At 54.4% G+C, this 18,852-nt stretch carries 17 protein-coding genes; 7 read left to right on the top strand and 10 right to left on the bottom strand.

The annotated features are described in order from the left end of the window. Positions 1-124 precede the first annotated feature (124 nt). The 4 genes from BFP90_RS05565 (at position 125) to BFP90_RS05550 (ending at position 3,761) form a co-directional block, all read left to right on the top strand. On the top strand, positions 125-1,762 hold the full coding sequence (locus BFP90_RS05565) for a vWA domain-containing protein (protein ID WP_065896191.1): 1,638 nt from the start codon (positions 125-127) through the stop codon (positions 1,760-1,762). Between the two features lie 79 nt (positions 1,763-1,841). Continuing rightward, positions 1,842-2,414, top strand: coding sequence for an RNA polymerase sigma factor (locus BFP90_RS05560; RefSeq protein WP_065893850.1), 573 nt, complete (start codon positions 1,842-1,844; stop codon positions 2,412-2,414). Continuing rightward, a complete protein-coding gene (locus BFP90_RS05555; protein ID WP_065896190.1) occupies positions 2,411-2,962 on the top strand; it encodes a hypothetical protein in 552 nt (183 codons plus the stop codon). The genes BFP90_RS05560 and BFP90_RS05555 overlap by 4 nt, the downstream gene beginning before the upstream one ends. A gap of 175 nt (positions 2,963-3,137) precedes the next feature. Then, positions 3,138-3,761, top strand: coding sequence for a LysE family translocator (locus tag BFP90_RS05550; RefSeq protein WP_065896189.1), 624 nt, complete (start codon positions 3,138-3,140; stop codon positions 3,759-3,761). Here the strand turns inward: BFP90_RS05550 and BFP90_RS05545 are convergent. Beyond that, positions 3,720-4,004: a hypothetical protein gene (locus BFP90_RS05545; RefSeq protein WP_065896188.1), complete on the bottom strand. Its 285-nt coding sequence runs from the start codon at positions 4,002-4,004 to the stop codon at positions 3,720-3,722. The genes BFP90_RS05550 and BFP90_RS05545 overlap by 42 nt on opposite strands. Positions 4,005-4,582: 578 nt before the next feature. On the opposite strand from BFP90_RS05545, the gene BFP90_RS05540 reads away from it, so the two are divergent. Continuing rightward, positions 4,583-5,026 carry a hypothetical protein gene (locus tag BFP90_RS05540; RefSeq protein ID WP_065896187.1) on the top strand — a complete coding sequence of 148 codons (444 nt, stop codon included), beginning with the start codon at positions 4,583-4,585 and terminating at the stop codon, positions 5,024-5,026. A 1,132-nt stretch (positions 5,027-6,158) separates the two neighbouring features. Here BFP90_RS05540 and BFP90_RS05535 read toward each other — a convergent pair. The 4 genes from BFP90_RS05535 to BFP90_RS28755 all read right to left on the bottom strand — a co-directional run bounded on the left by BFP90_RS05535 (position 6,159) and on the right by BFP90_RS28755 (position 10,926). Next, the gene (locus BFP90_RS05535; RefSeq protein ID WP_065896186.1) at positions 6,159-9,104 is read right to left on the bottom strand and encodes a KAP family NTPase; all 2,946 of its coding nucleotides are present in this window, start codon (positions 9,102-9,104) and stop codon (positions 6,159-6,161) included. 56 nt (positions 9,105-9,160) lie between these two features. Next, positions 9,161-10,021: an SEC-C metal-binding domain-containing protein gene (locus BFP90_RS05530; RefSeq protein ID WP_065896185.1), complete on the bottom strand. Its 861-nt coding sequence runs from the start codon at positions 10,019-10,021 to the stop codon at positions 9,161-9,163. Continuing rightward, positions 10,021-10,413: a hypothetical protein gene (locus BFP90_RS05525; RefSeq protein WP_065896184.1), complete on the bottom strand. Its 393-nt coding sequence runs from the start codon at positions 10,411-10,413 to the stop codon at positions 10,021-10,023. The genes BFP90_RS05530 and BFP90_RS05525 overlap by 1 nt, the downstream gene beginning before the upstream one ends. Positions 10,414-10,710: 297 nt before the next feature. Next, on the bottom strand, positions 10,711-10,926 hold the full coding sequence (locus BFP90_RS28755; protein ID WP_176718017.1) for a hypothetical protein: 216 nt from the start codon (positions 10,924-10,926) through the stop codon (positions 10,711-10,713). 284 nt (positions 10,927-11,210) lie between these two features. On the opposite strand from BFP90_RS28755, the gene BFP90_RS05515 reads away from it, so the two are divergent. After that, the gene (locus BFP90_RS05515) at positions 11,211-12,110 is read left to right on the top strand and encodes a hypothetical protein (protein WP_065896182.1); all 900 of its coding nucleotides are present in this window, start codon (positions 11,211-11,213) and stop codon (positions 12,108-12,110) included. Then, positions 12,107-13,831, top strand: coding sequence for a hypothetical protein (locus BFP90_RS05510; protein ID WP_065896181.1), 1,725 nt, complete (start codon positions 12,107-12,109; stop codon positions 13,829-13,831). Before BFP90_RS05515 ends, BFP90_RS05510 begins: the two co-directional genes overlap by 4 nt. Before the next feature lie 248 nt (positions 13,832-14,079). Here BFP90_RS05510 and BFP90_RS05505 read toward each other — a convergent pair whose 3' ends face one another. The 5 genes from BFP90_RS05505 to BFP90_RS05485 form a co-directional block, all read right to left on the bottom strand. Continuing rightward, positions 14,080-14,289 (bottom strand): hypothetical protein, encoded by a 210-nt coding sequence (locus BFP90_RS05505; protein WP_256097457.1) that lies wholly within the window; start codon positions 14,287-14,289, stop codon positions 14,080-14,082. A gap of 64 nt (positions 14,290-14,353) precedes the next feature. After that, entirely contained in the window at positions 14,354-15,196 is an 843-nt protein-coding gene (locus BFP90_RS05500) for a chromosome segregation protein SMC (protein ID WP_065896179.1), read from the bottom strand. A 98-nt stretch (positions 15,197-15,294) separates the two neighbouring features. Beyond that, entirely contained in the window at positions 15,295-18,183 is a 2,889-nt protein-coding gene (locus BFP90_RS05495; RefSeq protein ID WP_065896178.1) for a DUF927 domain-containing protein, read from the bottom strand. Further along, positions 18,180-18,452 carry a DUF3077 domain-containing protein gene (locus BFP90_RS05490; protein WP_065895904.1) on the bottom strand — a complete coding sequence of 91 codons (273 nt, stop codon included), beginning with the start codon at positions 18,450-18,452 and terminating at the stop codon, positions 18,180-18,182. Before BFP90_RS05490 ends, BFP90_RS05495 begins: the two co-directional genes overlap by 4 nt. Continuing rightward, complete coding sequence (locus BFP90_RS05485) at positions 18,449-18,733, bottom strand: hypothetical protein (protein ID WP_065895903.1); 285 nt, start codon at positions 18,731-18,733, stop codon at positions 18,449-18,451. The genes BFP90_RS05490 and BFP90_RS05485 overlap by 4 nt, the downstream gene beginning before the upstream one ends. Positions 18,734-18,852 lie beyond the last annotated feature (119 nt).

Below are 18,852 nucleotides of genomic sequence, written 5' to 3'. Positions count from 1 at the left end.
GCCATCGGGAGCAAGCCCCCTCCCACATTGTTTTTTGCTGTCAGGTCAATTGGGGCTTAACCCGAACCTTGCGCACCCCACGTCTGACCTTGTGAACGGCTCATTCATTCACGAGGCCCAGCCCATGTCCCACGCTCTGCTCTCCCTGCGTCCTGCTGCCCAAGGCTTCACCGTTACCCTGATGGTGGCGCTGGCCGGGTGTGGGCTGTCGTCGTCCCCTGACCTGGCGAAACCGGCGGAACCCGTCGCAGCGCTTCAAAGCGCCCCGGCCCAGGGCGCGTTGGTCAAACGCATGGCCATGCCGGCACCGATGATGATGCGGGAGACGGCGACCCTGGCTGAGCGCAGCGAACCGCGCGAGCAATACGCCAACCTGCCCGACAACCCGGTGCATCGCGTCGCCGAAGCACCGGTCTCCACCTTCAGCGTGGATGTCGACACCGGCAGCTACGCCAACGTAAGACGCTTCCTCAACCAGGGTCGTCTGCCGCCCGAAGGCGCGGTGCGATTGGAGGAAATGGTCAACTACTTCCCTTACGACTACGCGCCGCCCACCGACGGCTCACCCTTTGGCGTCACCACGGAAGTCGCCACCACGCCGTGGAACCCACGCACGAAACTCTTGCGCATCGGCATCAAGGCCTCCGACAAAACCGTGGCAGAACTGGCCCCGGCCAACCTGGTATTCCTGGTGGATGTGTCCGGCTCCATGGACCGTCGCGAAGGTCTGCCGCTGGTCAAAAGCACGCTGAAATTACTGGTGGATCAACTGCGTGATCAGGACCGCGTATCACTGGTGGCATACGCCGGTGAATCCCGCGTGGTGCTCAAGCCTACCTCCGGGCGTGACAAAACCACGATCCGCAACGCCATCGACCAACTCACCGCCGGTGGCGCCACCGCTGGCGCGTCCGGCATCGAGCTGGCCTACCAGATGGCCCGCGAAGGCTTTATCGACCAGGGTATCAACCGCATCCTGCTGGCCACCGACGGTGACTTCAACGTGGGCATCAGCGACTTCGACAGCCTCAAGCACATGGCGGCGGACCAGCGCAAAAGCGGCGTATCGCTGACCACCCTCGGCTTTGGCGTAGACAACTACAACGAACACCTGATGGAACAACTGGCCGACGCCGGTGACGGCAACTACGCCTACATCGACAATTTACGTGAGGCACGCAAGGTGCTGGTGGACCAGCTCAGTTCGACCCTGGCGGTGGTGGCGCGGGATGTGAAATTGCAGGTGGAATTCAACCCGGCACAGGTCAGCGAATACCGCCTGCTCGGCTATGAAAACCGCGCCCTGAAGCGTGAGGATTTCAACAACGACAAGGTCGATGCCGGCGAAATTGGCGCAGGGCACACGGTGACCGCGTTGTATGAAATCGTGCCGAAGGGCGAGAAGGGCTGGCTGGAGCCGTTGCGCTATGCCAGAGCGCCTGCGGCTGAAAACACCTCGGCCGAACTGGCGACGGTGCGCGTACGCTACAAACCGGCTGCGGGCGGTGACAGCCAGTTGATCGAACGGACCGTCGACAAAACGATTACCCAGCCCAGCGACGACCTGCGTTTCAGCGCCGCCGTGGCCGCCTTCGCCCAACAGCTCAAGGGCGATGGCCGCTACACTGGCAACATGAGCTGGCAGGACACCGCCGCCCTGGCCCGCTCGGCCCGAGGCGACGACCCGTTCGGCCTGCGCAACGAATTCGTGCAACTGGTGGAACTGGCCCAAAGCCTAAAACCCTTATCCCGAGCACAATGAAGATCAAATGTGGGAGGGGGCTTGCCCCCTCCCACACTTGGATCTGCTTCGATCTGACAAAAAGGAGTCTGCCCACTACATGGCCGTTCCAGACGATCCACCCAGCGACGAATCGCTGCTGGCCCGCTACCGCACCGGCGACGCTGCTGCGTTCGAAGCCTTGTACGCCCGGCACCGCCAGGGCCTGTACCGCTTCCTCGTATCCCTGTGCAACAAACCCGAACTGGCCGAAGAAATCTACCAGGACACCTGGCTCAGCCTGATCCGCAGCACCACCCAGCCACAAGGCCGGGCGAGTTTTCGCACCTGGTTGTTCCAGATTGCGCGCAACCGCCTGATCGACCACTGGCGCAAACACGGCCTGCACAACCCGCTGCACGACAGCTACGACGAGTTGCTGCACGCCCAGCCCGACGACAGCGCCGGCCCCGAACAGCAACTGAGCCTGAACCGCGACCAGGCGCGCCTCGACGCCGCCGTGCAAGCCTTGCCCGAAGACCAGCGCGAAGTCTTCCTGCTGCGCCTGCACGGCGACCTCGAAGTCCCGCAAATCGCCACCCTCACCGGTGCCCCGCTGGAAACCGTTAAAAGCCGCTTGCGCTATGCCCTGCAGAAATTGCGGCGCCTGCTGGCCGACGAGGTAACTGTATGACTGACGCCCGAGACCCGAACGATCCGCGCGACGAAGCGCTGATCCAGCACTATCGCCAGAACAGCGCCGGCGAACCGCCCGCATTCCTGGACACATTCATTCTCAACGCCGCCCGCCGCGAAGCGCCTGCCCCCAAGCCCAGCCTGTGGCAACGCTGGCTGCGTCTGTGCCAGCAACCGCGTTGGCAGATGGCATTCGCCAGCGTGGCCGGTGTGGCGTTGCTGGCGGGCGTGATGACGCGCACCCCCGAGCTTGCCCCGGTGCAAAACACCCGCCTCGCTGCCCCGGCAGCTTTCTCCGCGCCTGCGCCCATGAGCGCGCCGTCGCGTGCCGAGTCGTTCAGCGCCGAAATGAACAGTGACGCCTTGCCCCAAGGCAAGCTGGCCAAGCGCGCAGTGCCGCAGCCGCTGGAGCAGGGCTTGCAGGACGTGTTGCGCTTGCGCGCGGCGGGCGATGAGGGGGCCGCGACGGCGAAACTGGCCGAGTTGCAAAAACGTTTCCCTGCGCAAAATCTTGAGGAGCGGCTCAAGGCATTGCAGTCTCAGTGATCCCTTGGCGATGGCATCGCGCGATACCATCGCCAGTCTGGGTGAAAGGGGTCATAAGCTTATGAATTTATAGTCAGTAGCGGGGCGTGTAATTACTGCTAAGTTAATCGCCGAAAAGACATCATTGTCCCTGCTGGCTGGCCTGGAGAGCTGCTGCTTCATACAAGGAGCTCCCATGTTCACAGCAGCATTGATCTACATCCTGGCGGTGATAAGCCCGGGCCCCAACTTCATAATTGTCAGCCGCTTCGCCTCGCTGGGCTCGGTGCCCACCGGGATCGGCGCGACGCTGGGCATCTGCACGGTGGGCGTGTTTTTCTCGACCCTTTCCCTGCTCGGCCTGGCGGCCTTGTTGCACCAGTACCCGGCGTTTTCCAAAGTCGCCACGTTATGCGGTTCGGCCTACCTGCTGTACATCGCCTACAGCATCATCAAAAGCGTACTGGCCAAGAACACCGGCACCGCCGAAAGCACCGCCCCGGGCGTGACCAGTTTCGCCAAGGCCTACCGCGTGGGTGTCATCACCAATATCAGCAACATGAAAACCATCGCCTTCATGATCAGCATCTACGCCGGCTTTCTATCCGTGCCGCGCTCGGACATCGACAAAGTCCTGGTAGTGCTGCTGTGCTCGACCCTGGAAGTGATCTGGTACTCCGTGGTGGCCCTGCTGTTCGGCCAGGGCCCGATCAAGGCACTGTTTCTCAAATACACCCGGCAGATCGACGTAGGGCTGGCCGTGTTCCTGGTGGCGTTTTCACTGAACAACGCCATTCCTGTGCTGATAGCCAGTCGATGATTTCGCGGCCTTCAGTAATTGGGTGAAGGTATTAATTGCTAGGTGGATGTCATCTTGGGTATCTCCGTCCCATTCCTCAACCGTTTCTAACTCGGCTCGTAAGCTAACGATACGCTGTTCGATTTCTTCGATCTCAGCGGCACCGCATTGCTTAGCGATTGCCTGCCAACGGTCATCAGAGATTTTTTCGTCGAGAGCTAAGCCGGATCGGGCATTGACGATTAGGTTCTGGAGGTTACTCATCTGAGATCTCGGGTGGGTTGCAGAAAAAGGTGCTGGGAACCCTGACGATATACTGAGCATACGGGGCATGAAACCCGCGGGATCGAGTTAGTAGGAAGCATTGGAAGTTACTGAAATTTAAATCGTTGAAATTGAAAGGATTTTGATCGTTCCCACGCCCTGCGTGGGAATGCCGCCCGGGACGCTCCGCGTCCTGCTGTCAACGAAAAGTCGGGCACTTGTGCAAGGTGACGCGGAGCGTCACCGGATGCATTCCCACGCGGAGCGAGGGAACGATCAAAAGCTGAAGAACAAAAAAGCCCCAGGTCTCTCGACCTGGGGCTTTTTCATTTCATATCTGGTGCCCCGGCGTCGTTTGAACTGGGTTGCAAAGTGCCAGGATTTGCTGGGCTTTGTAGGTTCTGTTTCGGTTAGGCATACACGTGGGCATACACGAGGCTAACTGCTAGAGCCACAAAATGCGGTTTCTGTGAGAATTCATTGGTCGCCCACAACGGTGCGGCAGGACAGAAGTGGCATTCTGCTGCTATACATCACGTCAGCATATTCGATGCCTCGGCAAATAAAAGGAGTTAACGATGAAGGTTCTTGCAGGGCTGGTTGGCGGTTTAATATTAGCCATTCTTCTTTCGATGGTCGTAGCCATCGCCGGAGCGGCTTCGCCAGGGGCTGGCGGTGCGACAGGCGCGATTGTGTTCTTCGTCGCATGGATCATTGCACTAGTCGTAGCGATTTATGCTCCCACTCCTGGCAAAGCATGGCGTCGACTTCTAGTGACCTCGGGCATCGCTGCATTCATGCTCCCCTTGTCCGGTATTATTTTCACCGGTAGCCATATCGCTACCAATGTCAGTGGCGCCCACTCAGGTGCAGAAACGGCGGGAGCGGCCATCGGTGGCACTTTGGTGAGTGGCTTTCTAGGATTTGTTGGCTTCTTCCTCGGAGTGATCCTGCTCGTCATCGGCTTGTTGGTGGGTCGAGATAAGCAGATCGTCTACATTCAATCTCCACCAAATTCCTAAGCGCATTCATCTGGATAGCGACCCCAAAGACCTTCCCTTCACCTGCTATCGATCTTTCGTAGCGATACCCGTCGGAGTTTCGTGGCCGATAAGCGCTGGGGACCCTGGTGATTTACTAGCAGTACGGGGCATGAAACCCGCGGGATCGTGGTAGCGGCAACCACACCAGCTTACTGAAATTTCAATGTTGAAATTGAAAGGATCTTGAAGAAAAAGGGCATCGTTACCGTATGGGTAACGGTACTCGCAGACGGCTAAAAGGGTAGGGCATATGCACAGGTGAACTGGAGTTCACCAGGTTCATCTGTTCACTAAGCTGGTGCCCTCCCGCTAACACGATCCGGCGGGTTTCCTACCCCGTATCTTCAAGAATGCGCTAGGGCCCCCACTATCCAACTAAAGCCAAGAGCATGATCGACCTCGCTTCGCTGGAGGAGCAATACTAATGGGGCTAGGGGGATACCCTAACAAACCGTGTTACGGATGTTACGCGTGTTACGTTATTATTTAAGTCTATGATTTTAAATAGTTTTTATTGCGTTACACAGCTCTGACTGGTTTGCCGATATGCGTGTTACACCGCAAATAGGTGTTACATCAATGATGCTCTGGAGCAGCGGTTTGTGATGATTGAGGCGGGAGGTCATCGACTTAGGGGCTTTCGCCTATAAGGGCAGCTACCTGCCAGAAGCAGCCGTTTGCCCACATCGGTTGATGCCAATGATGGATTGGACACGGTAATTTCCAACACTAAGAGATGTATCGCTCAGACCGCTAAACCCCTTCTTTCTATAGAAATTCTTAAGCGACGGGTGATTGCTTCCTGCCTAGAGCAATGCAGGTACTTTGCTTTATTTTTGCTACGGGGGCTAGGCGGCCCTAGTATGGATTGCACAGCTGTACGCTCACAAGGCCGTCAAGCATGCAGTCTATGGAAGCTCGCTAACGAAAAGGGCCTGAAGGCCTCTTTTAGCTTACAGCGTCCTGCCGTCTGACCACATCCTCTAGCCGCTCGGGCCAAGAGGTCCGGTAGGTTGGGAATATGTACAAGCGTTGGAAAGATGCCCACTACAGCGGCCAGGCCAATGACCGCTGGTTCTGTTCCGCCGAGGCCGAGTCGCTGTGCTATTTGTTAGTCCAGATATGCTGGCTCTCTCTCATCGACAATTCCGTCAAGGACTTTGAATACCCCATTCAAATCGTCGGTATAGGAAGCGACATAGTTTGACGTCACTACCTTCCGGTTGGGGGTTTCTTCAGCTTTTGCACGGACCAAAGCCCCATGCTCTTTCCAATAACAGGCAAAGCTCTCAATATCGAAGCATCCGATTAAACCGCTTCTGGCTGCCACGAAGCCATCACCTGGCGTTCCCTCGAAATATGAGTTACTGAGGTGGGAGAGGCAATAATCAAGGAAGTGATAGGCGTTATCTTCATCAACCTTGGGGTTGAAGCAAAAACCGAATACGTAACTAACAATTATTCTTGATATGCCGTGATTGTCCTCAACACCTGATTCATCGTAGTAACCACAACCGACTCCAGAGCCATTCGCGCCTTTGCTATTGCATAGCTGGTATATCACAAAACCTTTTACGCCTGAGCGGCTGGCAAGTATGTTGCTGGCAATTTCATTTTTAATGCTTGGCTCATTTCTATGAGTGAACAAAAGTCCCGTCGTGTCAAAGTTTTCTACTGGAATCGCATCAACTGCAGCGTAAAAATTAACTTTCCTATCAATGTAGTCGGCTTTGAATTTGGCAAAGATTATTTGGGAGATTTTTCTCATTCCCATGATTGCCAATCTTGCCACCGCGCCTGAGGTTTCTGCGTCCGGGTGATCAAACACTATGAGTGCTTTGTGAAGATTATGCAGTTGGCCTTGGCGATCTGCCGAGCATTGGAGCCGAAATAGCATTAAGTCATTCCACCCCAACGCACCTCGATCATCGCTGGCAAGTCGATCAATCAGGCCTTTATTTTTGTACTCTTCCTCGCCAAAAATTCGTTGAGCTATCTCTCTCACATTTTCATTAGAGTTTTCAAAACGATTGCCGCCCGTTCTACTCCATCCAGCTCGATCTAAAAGCCTCAAGAGTGCGTAGATAGATCTATGCCGTAGGCTCCCGTCGGATCGGCCGATAGATGCATATCGGGGGAGGTATTCAACCAAGGTGTTAATGGCATCTTCGGCTGCAATATCGTTGAAGTTGGAGGAGCTATTTACGAGCAGTCTCCAGAACTGATCATGGGCTCGCTCATGAACAGGTAGATAGAAGTTTTTTGACGATAGGATAGTCGCAACTTTTTCATCATTTATAACTGCGTTAACAGCTTGTTGGTACAGGGCGAAGGTATCCTGGGGCTCAGGAGTGGCAAATCTTACAATAAGCTTGAGGTAGTTTTCTAGATTGCGTGATTCTTCATGGTTAAAGCATGCGCGACTGGCTCGTACTGATAGCTCTATGTCGGCGCGTGGCGGGAGTTCTAGAGTTTCTGCGTCGAAGAGCTGACGTAGCAGGAAAGCTTGAGCTGGCTCATTTTCTAATTGTCCCGAGAACTCTGGTGAGTTTATGAAGTAGTCTGATTTAGGATTTCTCTTCAATGAGAAGCGGCCGGATCTACCTTCTGTTTCTTCTGCATAAATTAGCCTGAAGGTGCCTGGGTAGAATAAATGTAGCAATATGAGGTTAATGAGGTCGACCTTGTTGAAGTCTGTGCGTGATAGGTCGCTGCGCTCCATTTGTAGAATAAGCAAGGCGTTCACGAAACGTTTTACCTTTCGAAGATTCCCAACAAAAGGCAAATAGCTAGCAGCGTTATCCCCCTCAAGAATATTCGCAAGCTCGCTGAGCACAGCGCCAAGCTGTACCATTGTGTCAGAAGGCACCGATGCAAGTTCCTGCTCTTTATTACGCCAATCCCTCGTCAGGAAATTCCGTATGGAATTGCTATCGACAAATAAGCTGAACTTCACAGTGACGAATTTTTCTAGGAACTCACGTGCGCGCGAGGTCTCCTCCTGCACTCCTGCTAGAATTTCAGTGTCGTAGCAAAGTATGAAGGTTGCTTGTGATAATTTGAATGTTCTGCGGGTTGCGAACAAAATAGAATTGGCGGTTTTTGCATCTAGGCGGTCAAGATCATCAATGACGATAATAATGCGTCGGCCTATTCTTCGAAGCACATCGTCAATGTCATCTAAAAGTTCATCAAGGGTTTCTTGTGATGGTTCGACAGCGAGCTTGAATCCCAAGAAGGATATATCTGCTTTGCCTTTGATTAGGCGTGAATACCGCGTAGCGGCCGGCCGGAATTCCGGAGCGTAGGCTTCTTTCTGAATAGTTGCCGATAGTTCCTTGATTAACCTATCCGTAAGATCTGGCTCAGAAGCAAAACGGAGTGGTTCGAAGCGGCATACAATTACTTCATTAGAATGTTTTTCCCAGTGGCGGGCTGCCAGGTTTATGAAGCTCGTTTTACCTACGCCCCAGGGCCCATCAATGCCAAATACTAGGCCTGGGTGCGCTTTACTTGCCATCACGGTTTTCGCGAATGATTCAGCTTGAGAATCAGAGCCTAATGCATCTTCATTCTTCTGCTGTATTTCATCGTCTGCTAAAAAATATAGCTGGGAAGTGTCTTTTTGGGTGTCGGCGAGATAGGCTTGAACTAATGGTGATATTAATATTGTGCAGAGCAGCGCCAGAATCGCTGGTGTCCAGTACGGATCGGCACCTTGGATAACCTTGTGGAATATTTCAAGCTTCGAAGAAAGGAGTTCGTTAACACATGCGCCGACTATGGTTGCTAAAAGTAGATCAACTCTACCGCTGCGAACGATGCGAGCAGCATGTGATAATCCTCCTCGCTTTAATATATATAGAAAGCAAGTCAACGCTATGCATAGGACGAATGAGGCTCTAGTACAGAAATTCACATTGATCAATTTCGGGGCAAAGTTATCACCTAGATAGGATGATACCCTCCAGACTTCTGCTATCAGAAATCCAACTGCTAATGCTCGAAGAAACACCATAAATTCTGGCATCTTCATCTCTGGCTTCGCCTTGGCCATCTTTACTCCTAGTGTTTCATTGTGCAGATTTTGCGCTGCGGTAGATTTTTGTCCGGTTAAAACTGGGATGTTTGGCTTTCAAAAAACGCCTCGAGAGAGATATCCATGTGGAGATGAGGGATTTGCTCTGATTTTATGCAGCATTTTTTGTATTTTTTTCCGCTTCCGCAATAGCATGGTGAGTTTCGCGGGGCTCTTTGATGGTCTGGATCGATGCGGATTTTTTCAATGAGGTGGACTTGCGCGAAGCTCAATGGGCAGCATTTTTTTGCGTTGAACTCTAGAACCAATAATCGGAGGAGGTTGAATTCTTGCCTAGAGTCGTCTGGTGCTAAGACCAGACGTTTGTTCTTTGGGTTGGTAACAATCGCTAGATGGTCGATGGTTTTTATGTTTCGAGCAATGGCGATTGCCATTTCCCCTGAATATAGCTGGCCTTTAACATGTGGACACTTATCGCTATCAATGTTCTGAGAGCAAAGGCTGCACTCAAATTTCTCAATAATAAAACCGCAGCTTGAGAAATATTTGTAAGGGTAAACTTTCTCTATGGAGAGTAGTTGTCGAGTCAGGAACTGAAGAGTTTTGTTCTCTTGTTTATAAAATCCCTTGAGTTGACGTAAGTAGTCCAAAGTGTCCTGAAGTTTGCACCAAGAATCGTAATATTTCTCTGACTCAACACACTTCCAGTACGAAGCTAGGCTTTTAAGTAGTTCGAAGAATACGTGATATATAAAACAATTGTTTTTTGTCGGGTCCTCGGTTGTGCCGGTTTTATATTCGTTGATTTCAGTCTGCGCCTCGCCAACTAGCTTAAGCGCATCGTCATAATTCCTGCTAGAAATGTGTATTAGGATTTCTATAATAGTCTTTTGAATACTGGGCAGCTCGGTGACAAGAAGGTTTAGCCCGTACATTAAGGTGATTCCATAAACTTGTTAAGGTCAAATTTTTTTACGCTGGCCTTCAATGCATCTGTGGTTCCCTTGAAATTGAATTCCTTTGTTACAGATCCATCTTGATAGAAAGCGCTTAGCTGGACTTCATCAGACTCACCATCCAAGCGGTTACTGGTGTAGGTCTCTAAATATTGGACTACAAGCGCGAGATAGTTTTGCAAGGACATATCGCTGGCTAGGCTAACCAAGGGCATGATGTATGAGTAGTCGTGGAGATCAAATATCGTCGCATCCTTTGGCGTTTCTACCTCAATCTCAGGATGGTTCATATTGAGCCACTTTTTGAAAGGGCCTGCCTCAACGGCAAGAGCCCCTTCATAACCTCGATCGGTCATAAATTCAATTTTCATATACAGGCCCCATCTTTGGATTAATCAAGCTGGAATCTCTCCATTTATTAGGCGGAAATTAAGACTTGATGTGGATGTGATCGTAGTTCTCGATTAGAGCTGTGGGTCATATTCCTTGCTTCAAAACCAGTCTCACTTATCCCAGGCATCGAATCCTTGCGTCCCTTCCTGACTGCAAAATGCTACTACGTAAAGAGGGTTTGTGAAATCATGCCCAACGAAAGCTGATATCCGCGAAAATCATCAGTGGCGCGTTGTGCCTTCTTGGATCGGCGACTCAGGTGCAGCCGCAACCGATCAGCCGCTGGTGTAAACTGGTGCTGCATTGGAGTTGTCGGCTAATCCAATCAGAGGCCCCTTTTTGGCGGGAGATGATGCCCGACGATCGAGTGCTACTGGCCGATTGCTGCCCGCCATAAACGGCAGAAATCGGCCGATTCTGTTGAAAAAGTCGCCCATGGTATCCACGGCAGAAAAGTACGCGCTTGAGATTGAAATCTTTACTTTGAGCATAGGGTTCCGGGCTCAGATTTCGCGTAGCTGCGCGCAAAAAAGGCATGTTCAGCAGTCAGTACTTGCACAGCCTGAAAGGACCGACTTTTTCAACACAATCGGCCAAAAGCGGACGATCACTATTTAAGAAATCCGGGGCGATTCAAACGGCCGATTGTAGCCATTGGTTGCTCCACGATTCTTTACCTGTCATTGCTTTACTGGCGAATCAGTGTTGGGGCAGCCACGGTGCGACTTAGTATCATCCTAATGCGTACCTACCCACATCCTCGGAGCTAATTCACATGGACATGATCCGGTTCAACGATTTTTACCTCCGCCTCTACGGAGCCAATCTTGAGCAGGATGGCAAGGCCTTGTTGGGCGAGTTCTATGCCCTCTGGCGCGAGGCGGAAACCTCCGGAGTGGACGCCGATACGCTTGTAGATGACGCAAAGAACTGCCTCCATCGGGTTGCGTCTACTGATTTGTTTGTCCTGGCGGCCTGCGACTGGATTGGTGACAAAGGCCACCACAGGCTGAGCAAAGCGTTGGTGCACGAAGTCAGCGTCCAGTACCTCCAACATCCCAAGTTGGTGAGGTTCTCGCTGTTAGGGGCCACAGAGGCATCCACCAGCGCAGTGGCCCGCAGATTGTGTGCCCTGAACGTTTCTGTACCAGTATCACTTGGTTGGGTGTTGAGTTTGAACGAAGACCTGCCCCCAAGCCCTCTGATTTCTGCAACGACCAGTGTGGTGATCGATTTTTTGGCGACAGAGTACCCAGCCACCTGCAAACGTCTCCTTGAAGCAGAGCCGTCACCGTTTACCAAGTCAACTCCCGCCAAGCATCTGGGCGAAAGGCTGTCCGCCGAAAGCAGCGCCTTGGACGCCCTGCCCCACCTCACTGAGCTACAGATGTCATCGGAAATGCGGCGGAGCTTCAGCTACCTTCGTCGGAGTGAGAATCGGGCGGTGACGGAGAAGGCCCACGTCGGATCCCTGTTCGAAATGTTCATGACCGCGCAGCATTTCAAGTATTCCAACCAAGTATCAGTGGAGCATCAGAACGATCACGAGGCCGTCGAGACGATGATTCCCATGTTCACGCAGGAAATGAGTATGGAATTGCCTCAGACCTGGATTGCCGACCCGTTGCTGTATGACCAGAAGATCATGAGCCTATGGAAGGAAGCTGACCAATGAGCATCCAACTGGTTCTCTCACACTACCTTTCAGGGCTTCGCGAGCGCGATGAGCTGGATGCACTCCTTCCAGAGCTTCTCCAAGCGATGGGGCATTCCGTGCACAGTCGTGCTCAGATTGGCGTGAATCAGGGGGGGGTAGACGTCATGTCCACCAAGGAGGATGCTCAGGGGCAGAAGGAAGTTTTCCTGTTCATCATCAAATTTGGCAATGTGAACCGGAACGACTTCTATGGCGCTCAGCAGGCGATCTCGCCCTCCATCCGCCAAGCGTACACCGAGTACGTCCGGAATCGGCTGCAAGAGCCTCTGCGGGGGCTAAAAAAGCGAATCGTCCTGGTTTCAAACGGCATTCTCAAGCAAGACGCACAGTCAGATTATTCGGCAATCTCGAAAGAGGTGGCCGAATTCTCGCCTCTTTGCTCGCTGGATTTCTGGGGCATGGATCAGTTGAGTCCCTACATCGAGGAGTACCTCTTTGACGATGCCTTGCTGCTCGGAAAAGGAAAATCCGACCTGAGGGCAGCCTTGGCCGGGCTTGAAGATACGCAGGCTTCATTCTCCAGGTTCATTCGGTTTGTTGATGACTGCATGGCCGCTCTTGAGGATGACAAAGACGTATCAGAAAATACGCGTGCTAACCGATTCCACAAGCGAGCCGCGGCGGCGGGCATGGGGTGGGCTGTGCTTCTTGTATGGGGCGAAACTGAGGGTAATCAGAAACCAGGCGTGCTCGCAGGTGAGTACCTTTTACTACGCCTCTGGAGCGAATCTATAACGCTTGGCCTGCAGACCGACACTCAGTTCCTCAAACGTTTCGAAACGCTTGCGCGGCTCCATGCGAACGCCTTGTTACGGTACTACGAGCGCGTAATGCCGTCACTTCTGAACCGCAGACGCATGCTCCGTTACCGCCCCGATCAGGTGCTCTACATCGATTTGATTTGCGATGAGCTTGGCCGGTTGGGCACCACACTGCTGTTGCTTCAATCCCTGAAGGTCGATACCGCAACTCTCCGAGCCATGCACGGGTGCCTAGTGTCCTTCATCAACGCGCACAACGGATGCTTGCTACCCGTCTATGACGGACAAGCCATTGACCTTTCGATAGCCATGACCGCGATCATGTCCGTGGGTGATGCGGCCAACACCCAACTCATTGTGCGTGAGTGCATTGAACGCTTTGATGCCGCTCTGCATCTGAACAGGATCATGCCGGTTGATACAGATGATCTTGAAGATGCCATGGCCCTGTTCTCCGGGAAAGAAACTCAAAGAGGTCGATTCTTCAAAACCACGACTTTGGTGCCGCTCCTAGGAACCATGGCTGCACTGCTGGGCGACCAGAAAGCCCTTGATCAATTGACTGCGGAGATTGTGCCAAATCTTGAAGGGGTGACTAAGGAAAGGTGGTTCCCCCAAAAGAAACTGCAGACGCTGACGGGTTCCGATGCCTATATGAATGCCATTGGCATATCACGTGCCCTGATTGGCTTTCGGCAGACGCCAGCTGATGAGGTTGAGGCTTCTGTGAAGGTGCCGAGCCAGGCTGCCTCCCCAGAGGATTTCGCGTGGCACAACACCACCTGGGAAGTGCTTATTGCGATCTCAGCTAGGTTGCATCGCCATCCTTTGCCTACCTGGTACGTTGCGAAGCTTGCCAAAGTACATCTGTCGCTTTGGCCGCACTCACCTGATCAACCTGACCCTCTTCATCGATGAAGAGGGCTAATGCACCGCCAGACGAGCCGTGAGTTAGACAATTTATAGCATTGGGTACATGTGTATTCCAATAAGGTTGCCCACACTATTCCAGTGTGAACCGTCCCTAGTTTCAGAGACCGTCCGTTTCTGGCCGAAAGCGTTCATAAGCCCACAGCCGGCAGAGATCAGAAGCCGAAAAATCTGAAGCCTCGCTTGTAATGGGGGGATCTAACGAAGCGGAAGCTGCTTAAGCTTCCGCTTCTTCATCAACCGCCCTTTCTTTTGAGCTGGTAGTCTATGAAAGCAAGCTCTGCCTCAATTGCATCAATCGTGAGAGTCTCAACCTTGGTGCCTTTGTTTTCTCTTGCGTTGAGCTTTTTCACTCCAGCCATCCCGACAATTATCCCGTTCAAATGCAGCTTTCGGGCCTTTAGGTAATCAGGCATCTGAGCATTGTTCAGTGGTGGTTTATTCATGGTTAGACCCATGGTAGGCCCGAAACAGCCTGCCTTTCTCAGGCTGCTTCAGGGAAGGTTCATGCTAGGCCGCCAGTAGGTCAATCAGGCTGTGTTGGCGAGCGCGATCTGCTAGTTCATTCCAGGTCCAACTTCCAAAGCGCTCTCCCTGTTCAGGGATATCCAGCTTCATCAATGCAACCGGGTCTCGATTGATCAGGTCGCGTGCGGCCCACAACCTACCGCCTGTTTCCAGCAGCGCTTTCGCGGCCTCATTCCACTTTTCTTCTAATACCGTGTTTGCCAGATGTGCTGCTTCTTTTTCAATCTTGGCATGTTCTTTTTGTGCCTCCGTAATGTGCTGATCAATCGTCACCAGCTCCTGCTCCAGGGCGGTGATGAGCAGTTGTTGGCGGCGGTGATGCTCAGCCGCAGTCGTGAGGTTTTTTGCAGCCTTTTGGGCTTCCGCATTAGCGGCTTTCTCGCCCTCTACATCGCCCCAGGCGACAGCCTGTGCATAAGCGGTGGCTGCGTCCGTTTCAGCTTGTCGAGCTTTTACCATGTCTTCCTGATCGCTCTGGCGGACCTGCTGCAACCGGGTCTCGATGCTGCTGCGCTTTTCGTTGAGTTCCATCTCGTCGGCTTTCCAGTTCGCCATATCGCTGAGATAGCCCGCAGCCAAGCTCTCACGGTTTGCCAAGGTCTCTAGGCGATGAATCTTTTGATTCAGGTTGCTGATCTCCAGTTTTCGCGAGTCGATGCGTCTTTTGTGATCGTTGATTTCATCCTGCACGGCTCGTTGACGGCACTGCTGGATGACCTCTGGGGTTTCCAGCGCCTCTTCGAAGGGAGCAAGGTCACCCTGAATGCTCTCAACTTCGAGTGTCAGTTGGTCGCGGCGGTCTTTCAATTCTTGGATAGTGTTCATTCGTATTGTCTCTGGGTATTGCGGTTGATAGGGATGGTTGTCGAACGGCTGGCGAGGCCGGTAATGAGCCGGCGCTACCTCGATCAGCAGGCATGCCGTCAGGCGGCCTTGGCCTCGCCTTCATCCGTTCCCGGAACGGTCCTCACCACGTAGCAGCGTTGAGGCCTTAATCCGGGCAGGCGAAGCAAGCTGTACGCCTTTCCGTCGGTTCCCGGCTCGAGCACGCCCCGTTGCAGCAGCTCCTTGTTCACCGCACTGATATTCATGCCCTTGAAGATTTCGGCCCTCCAGGCTTCTGGCAGCACGTAGTAGGTGTTGGTGGTGTGCAAGGCGTCGCCCATGCCGTGCTCCATCGTCTTGCGAAAGCCCAACCGATCAATCGTGCGTGGGCCGTGTTCGTCGATCTTGGCGGCGGCAGATTCCCAGCGCGTAAAGCGGCTTTCTCCAAAGCGCTCGATGACCTGCTTCAGCCGCGCCAAAATCGCATCGCCCTCGAAGTTTCCGGCGCCTCCGCGTTCTGCTAGCCACGCATGCAGACACACACGTGCGGCGGTCGTGGCCGTGCCATCAGGCCAACCGGTGACGCCGAAGGCGGTGGCCAACTCTCCGGCCGCTGCTGCGAGGCCAAAGCGAAGGGCGGCACGTTGGGCTTGACCACTGGCCGATGCGGGTAGGTTTTGGTTGATGAACTGCTCCACCGTGCGGCGAACGATCACCGACCACCTGAGCATTTCTCCTGGCGCGCATAGTGCGTGCAGGAAGGCGGTGAGGGGCGTGCCGTAGTATTTGGCTACACGGGCCTTGAGGGCATCGGAGAGGGCGGCAGCGTCCTCAAAACCGTTAAGCACATCGAACATCCCGAGGCCTTTGCTGGCATCCGCAGGCACGGCGAGCATGCGCACCTCCATGCCCGCTTTCAGCTCCTTGTTGGCATCCGCCATGTGCTGCGCCAACGTCTTTTCGCCCGTCGAGAGAAACAGCAAGCGCCACTCCTGCACCTGTCGGCCCGCTTGTCCTCGATCATTCGCACGAGCCTTACCGGTGCCATTGCCTAGCATGTACACCGTCTCGCCGATAATGCGCGGATCGCACATGCCGATTTCATCCAGCACCAGTAGGCCGTCCGAATGTGCGGCGGCGATTGACTCCAGTGCGTTATCCGTCGAGCGCCATGAGCGCACCAGACGCGGCCCGCCATAAACCGAGGCCGCGACCTGCAAGTGAGTGGTTTTGCCCCCGGAACTGTCGCCATACAGGTGGAAGCCGCCCGACTCATGACCGAGCATGTTCAACAGAGGCCCTGCAAAGGCCACAGAAACGACAAACGCCAAGCGGTGGTTACCAACGCACAGCGCGCCGATTTGCTGCTGCCATTGCTCCAGAGAACCTGCCTCGCTGATCGGCGGCAACTGCGCACCGGCCTCATAAAAGTGCAGGTGTTCGGCGTGCGAGCCGATCTGTTCTTCGGGCAATAGGAACGCATTGTCGTGCCAGCCCAAGCGTGTCACCAAACGTGCTCGCTGGGCGCTATCGAAGCCGCCAAGGTAACTCTGCAGGTCATTGCGTGCGTTGCGCCCTGATCGGCTTCCAGCAAGGCGCAAGCCCATGTCTACCAGCGGGCCGAGTACGTCCTTACCGAAGTCGCCGGTCATGGTTCGGGCCGGAATGTTCCAGCGTTTTTTGGCACCGTCCGGGTCGTCGAACTCGACCAACAAACCCCAGTTGTGGCCCTTGTCGTCGCGAGTGCGGGCGATGATTTCCAGAGGCGAACAGACGGGGCGCGCCTCGCCATCGTCGCCGGAATAAAAAACCCCTTCAGGCGTCAGGCGAAAGCCGCCCGGCAACAGGTCATTTTTCGATTTCGCAGGGCGTTTGGCGTGCTCCTTAGCCTTGGTTTGTTGAGGCTCAGTGGGCTCAGTAACACTGCCGAAAAACTCGCCGTTGCGCACCAGTTCGGCGACATGGCCAGCGGTCCAGCCTTTGGCTAAGGCGTCCGCTGCATCGTCACCATCCTCCCATTTTCCGCCTTTGATGAGCGTTGGTTTTCCGCCTTTGCTGCTGGGCTTGAGCTTGAACACGTCGAGTGAGACTCGTTGTATTGACGCGGCGCCCAGCTCAATCAACTTGAGTTCGATGGCGTCCATGCAGGCCTTGCCGCTGGCATCGTTATCCGGCCACAGCACCACCGTGCGCCCTTTGAGTGGCGTCAGATCGGCCTTGTGCCAAGAGTTGGAGCCGTTCGGCCAGCACGTGGCTACATACTCCTGCATCAGTTCAGCAGCGGCGTCAGCAGCCTTTTCGCCTTCACACAGCACCACAGGCACGTCGGTACGCTGTGCCAGCTCATCTAGGCGCAGCAATGGCCGAGGTTCCGGCAAGCCTTGCCAGCGCCATTGTGTGGTTTGCCCATCGGAGCGCTTGCACCAGGTTAGCGGTGCAAAGACCTTCCTCGGTTTGCCGTCTTCATCTGGGCCCAGGTCGAAGCGATACAGCGCCATGACTGGCTGGCCCTGAGCATCGCGATAGATCCACACCTTGGACGGAACACCGTGTTGCCGGTGCTTGGCAGGACATTTGTTCATGGCCTCGACCGGGATCGGCTGAATCGCGATCCACTCCGGCGTTGCGTTCTTGGTCGGTGCGCTTTTGGTTGTCGCTGAACCTGCGGAAACGCTGAGCAGATCCGCCAGTTTTTTGCAGGCCTCAACGTCCGTGCCGCCATCGATATAACGCACCAGGTCGATCAGGTCGCCGCCCTTATCGCCGGTGGCAAAATCCGCCCAGGTGCCTTTGCTCAAATTGACCTTGAGCGAGCCTGCACGTTTGTCCGTGCGCGTCGGGTTTGGTGCTGTGTATTCCTTGCCGCCGTCGACGCGTTTGCCGTTCGGCAGCCAGTGAGTAAGAACGCGGTCGATGTTCTTCAGGGCAGCGCTTTTTACGTCGGCAAAGCTGGGGCGTTTTGGGATGTTGCCGGTGCGCTGAGTCATGGTGCGGTCCTCGACTCAAGCAACGCCTCGTTCACGTCGTCGATCAGCGCCTTGGCCATCTCGCCGAGGTAGAACGCAGGCCAACTAAAACGCTCGCCCGCATCGCTGATGGCCGCGTCTAGGATCAGTTGGTTGGCGTGGTGCAGAATCTGGGGGACGGCTTCAAGTGCGTCTTCCAACGGGATACCGGCATTCACTCGAAACAGGTTTTGGCCGTTACCGTTGGCAGGGGAAAACTCGGAGCGTCCAAGCGTGCAGGAGTGGGTCACAGCGCACCGCCTTTCTGGCCCATCGGCACAGAGGAGGCATCACCGTACATGGTCAGTGTTTTGATCAAGCCCAAGGTGCCACGCACGTCCCAAATAACAGACGACAGCACGCGGTTGGAGAGCAAGGGTTTATCCCCGTCTAAGTGGTCTTCCAACAGCATGAGAACTGAGTCGGCACGGTCGAGCGCACAGGTGATGGCGTCGATAGGCAAACCGGCTTCGGCCTCTTGGCTGACGCAGAGGAGATCCTCGGGTAATGCAAAGCCTGTGAGCATGCTCATTGGGCACCCCCTACGGCTTCCAGAGCTCGCGCTTTGGACATATGGGCGTTGTAACGGGCGAGGCGTGTAGCGAGGCTGGAGTTGGCGTGTAAAGCGGCGAGAGCCATTGCTCGATGAGC

It is taken from the genome of Pseudomonas sp. 24 E 13 (assembly GCF_900004715.1).
Taxonomy (GTDB): Bacteria; Pseudomonadota; Gammaproteobacteria; order Pseudomonadales; family Pseudomonadaceae; genus Aquipseudomonas; species Aquipseudomonas orientalis_A.
The sequence above is the reverse complement of the archived record's forward strand: the minus strand, read 5'-3'. Positions and strand labels throughout refer to the sequence as shown.

Bases quoted from the DNA above. Each gene is read 5' to 3' on its own strand.
- BFP90_RS05565 (WP_065896191.1), top strand. From the start codon at position 125: ATGTCCCACGCTCTGCTCTCCCTGCGTCCTGCTGCCCAAGGCTTCACC.
- BFP90_RS05560 (WP_065893850.1), top strand. From the start codon at position 1,842: ATGGCCGTTCCAGACGATCCACCCAGCGACGAATCGCTGCTGGCCCGC.
- BFP90_RS05555 (WP_065896190.1), top strand. From the start codon at position 2,411: ATGACTGACGCCCGAGACCCGAACGATCCGCGCGACGAAGCGCTGATC.
- BFP90_RS05550 (WP_065896189.1), top strand. From the start codon at position 3,138: ATGTTCACAGCAGCATTGATCTACATCCTGGCGGTGATAAGCCCGGGC.
- BFP90_RS05545 (WP_065896188.1), bottom strand. From the start codon at position 4,004: ATGAGTAACCTCCAGAACCTAATCGTCAATGCCCGATCCGGCTTAGCT.
- BFP90_RS05540 (WP_065896187.1), top strand. From the start codon at position 4,583: ATGAAGGTTCTTGCAGGGCTGGTTGGCGGTTTAATATTAGCCATTCTT.
- BFP90_RS05535 (WP_065896186.1), bottom strand. From the start codon at position 9,104: ATGGCCAAGGCGAAGCCAGAGATGAAGATGCCAGAATTTATGGTGTTT.
- BFP90_RS05530 (WP_065896185.1), bottom strand. From the start codon at position 10,021: ATGTACGGGCTAAACCTTCTTGTCACCGAGCTGCCCAGTATTCAAAAG.
- BFP90_RS05525 (WP_065896184.1), bottom strand. From the start codon at position 10,413: ATGAAAATTGAATTTATGACCGATCGAGGTTATGAAGGGGCTCTTGCC.
- BFP90_RS28755 (WP_176718017.1), bottom strand. From the start codon at position 10,926: ATGCTCAAAGTAAAGATTTCAATCTCAAGCGCGTACTTTTCTGCCGTG.
- BFP90_RS05515 (WP_065896182.1), top strand. From the start codon at position 11,211: ATGGACATGATCCGGTTCAACGATTTTTACCTCCGCCTCTACGGAGCC.
- BFP90_RS05510 (WP_065896181.1), top strand. From the start codon at position 12,107: ATGAGCATCCAACTGGTTCTCTCACACTACCTTTCAGGGCTTCGCGAG.
- BFP90_RS05505 (WP_256097457.1), bottom strand. From the start codon at position 14,289: ATGAATAAACCACCACTGAACAATGCTCAGATGCCTGATTACCTAAAG.
- BFP90_RS05500 (WP_065896179.1), bottom strand. From the start codon at position 15,196: ATGAACACTATCCAAGAATTGAAAGACCGCCGCGACCAACTGACACTC.
- BFP90_RS05495 (WP_065896178.1), bottom strand. From the start codon at position 18,183: ATGACTCAGCGCACCGGCAACATCCCAAAACGCCCCAGCTTTGCCGAC.
- BFP90_RS05485 (WP_065895903.1), bottom strand. From the start codon at position 18,733: ATGAGCATGCTCACAGGCTTTGCATTACCCGAGGATCTCCTCTGCGTC.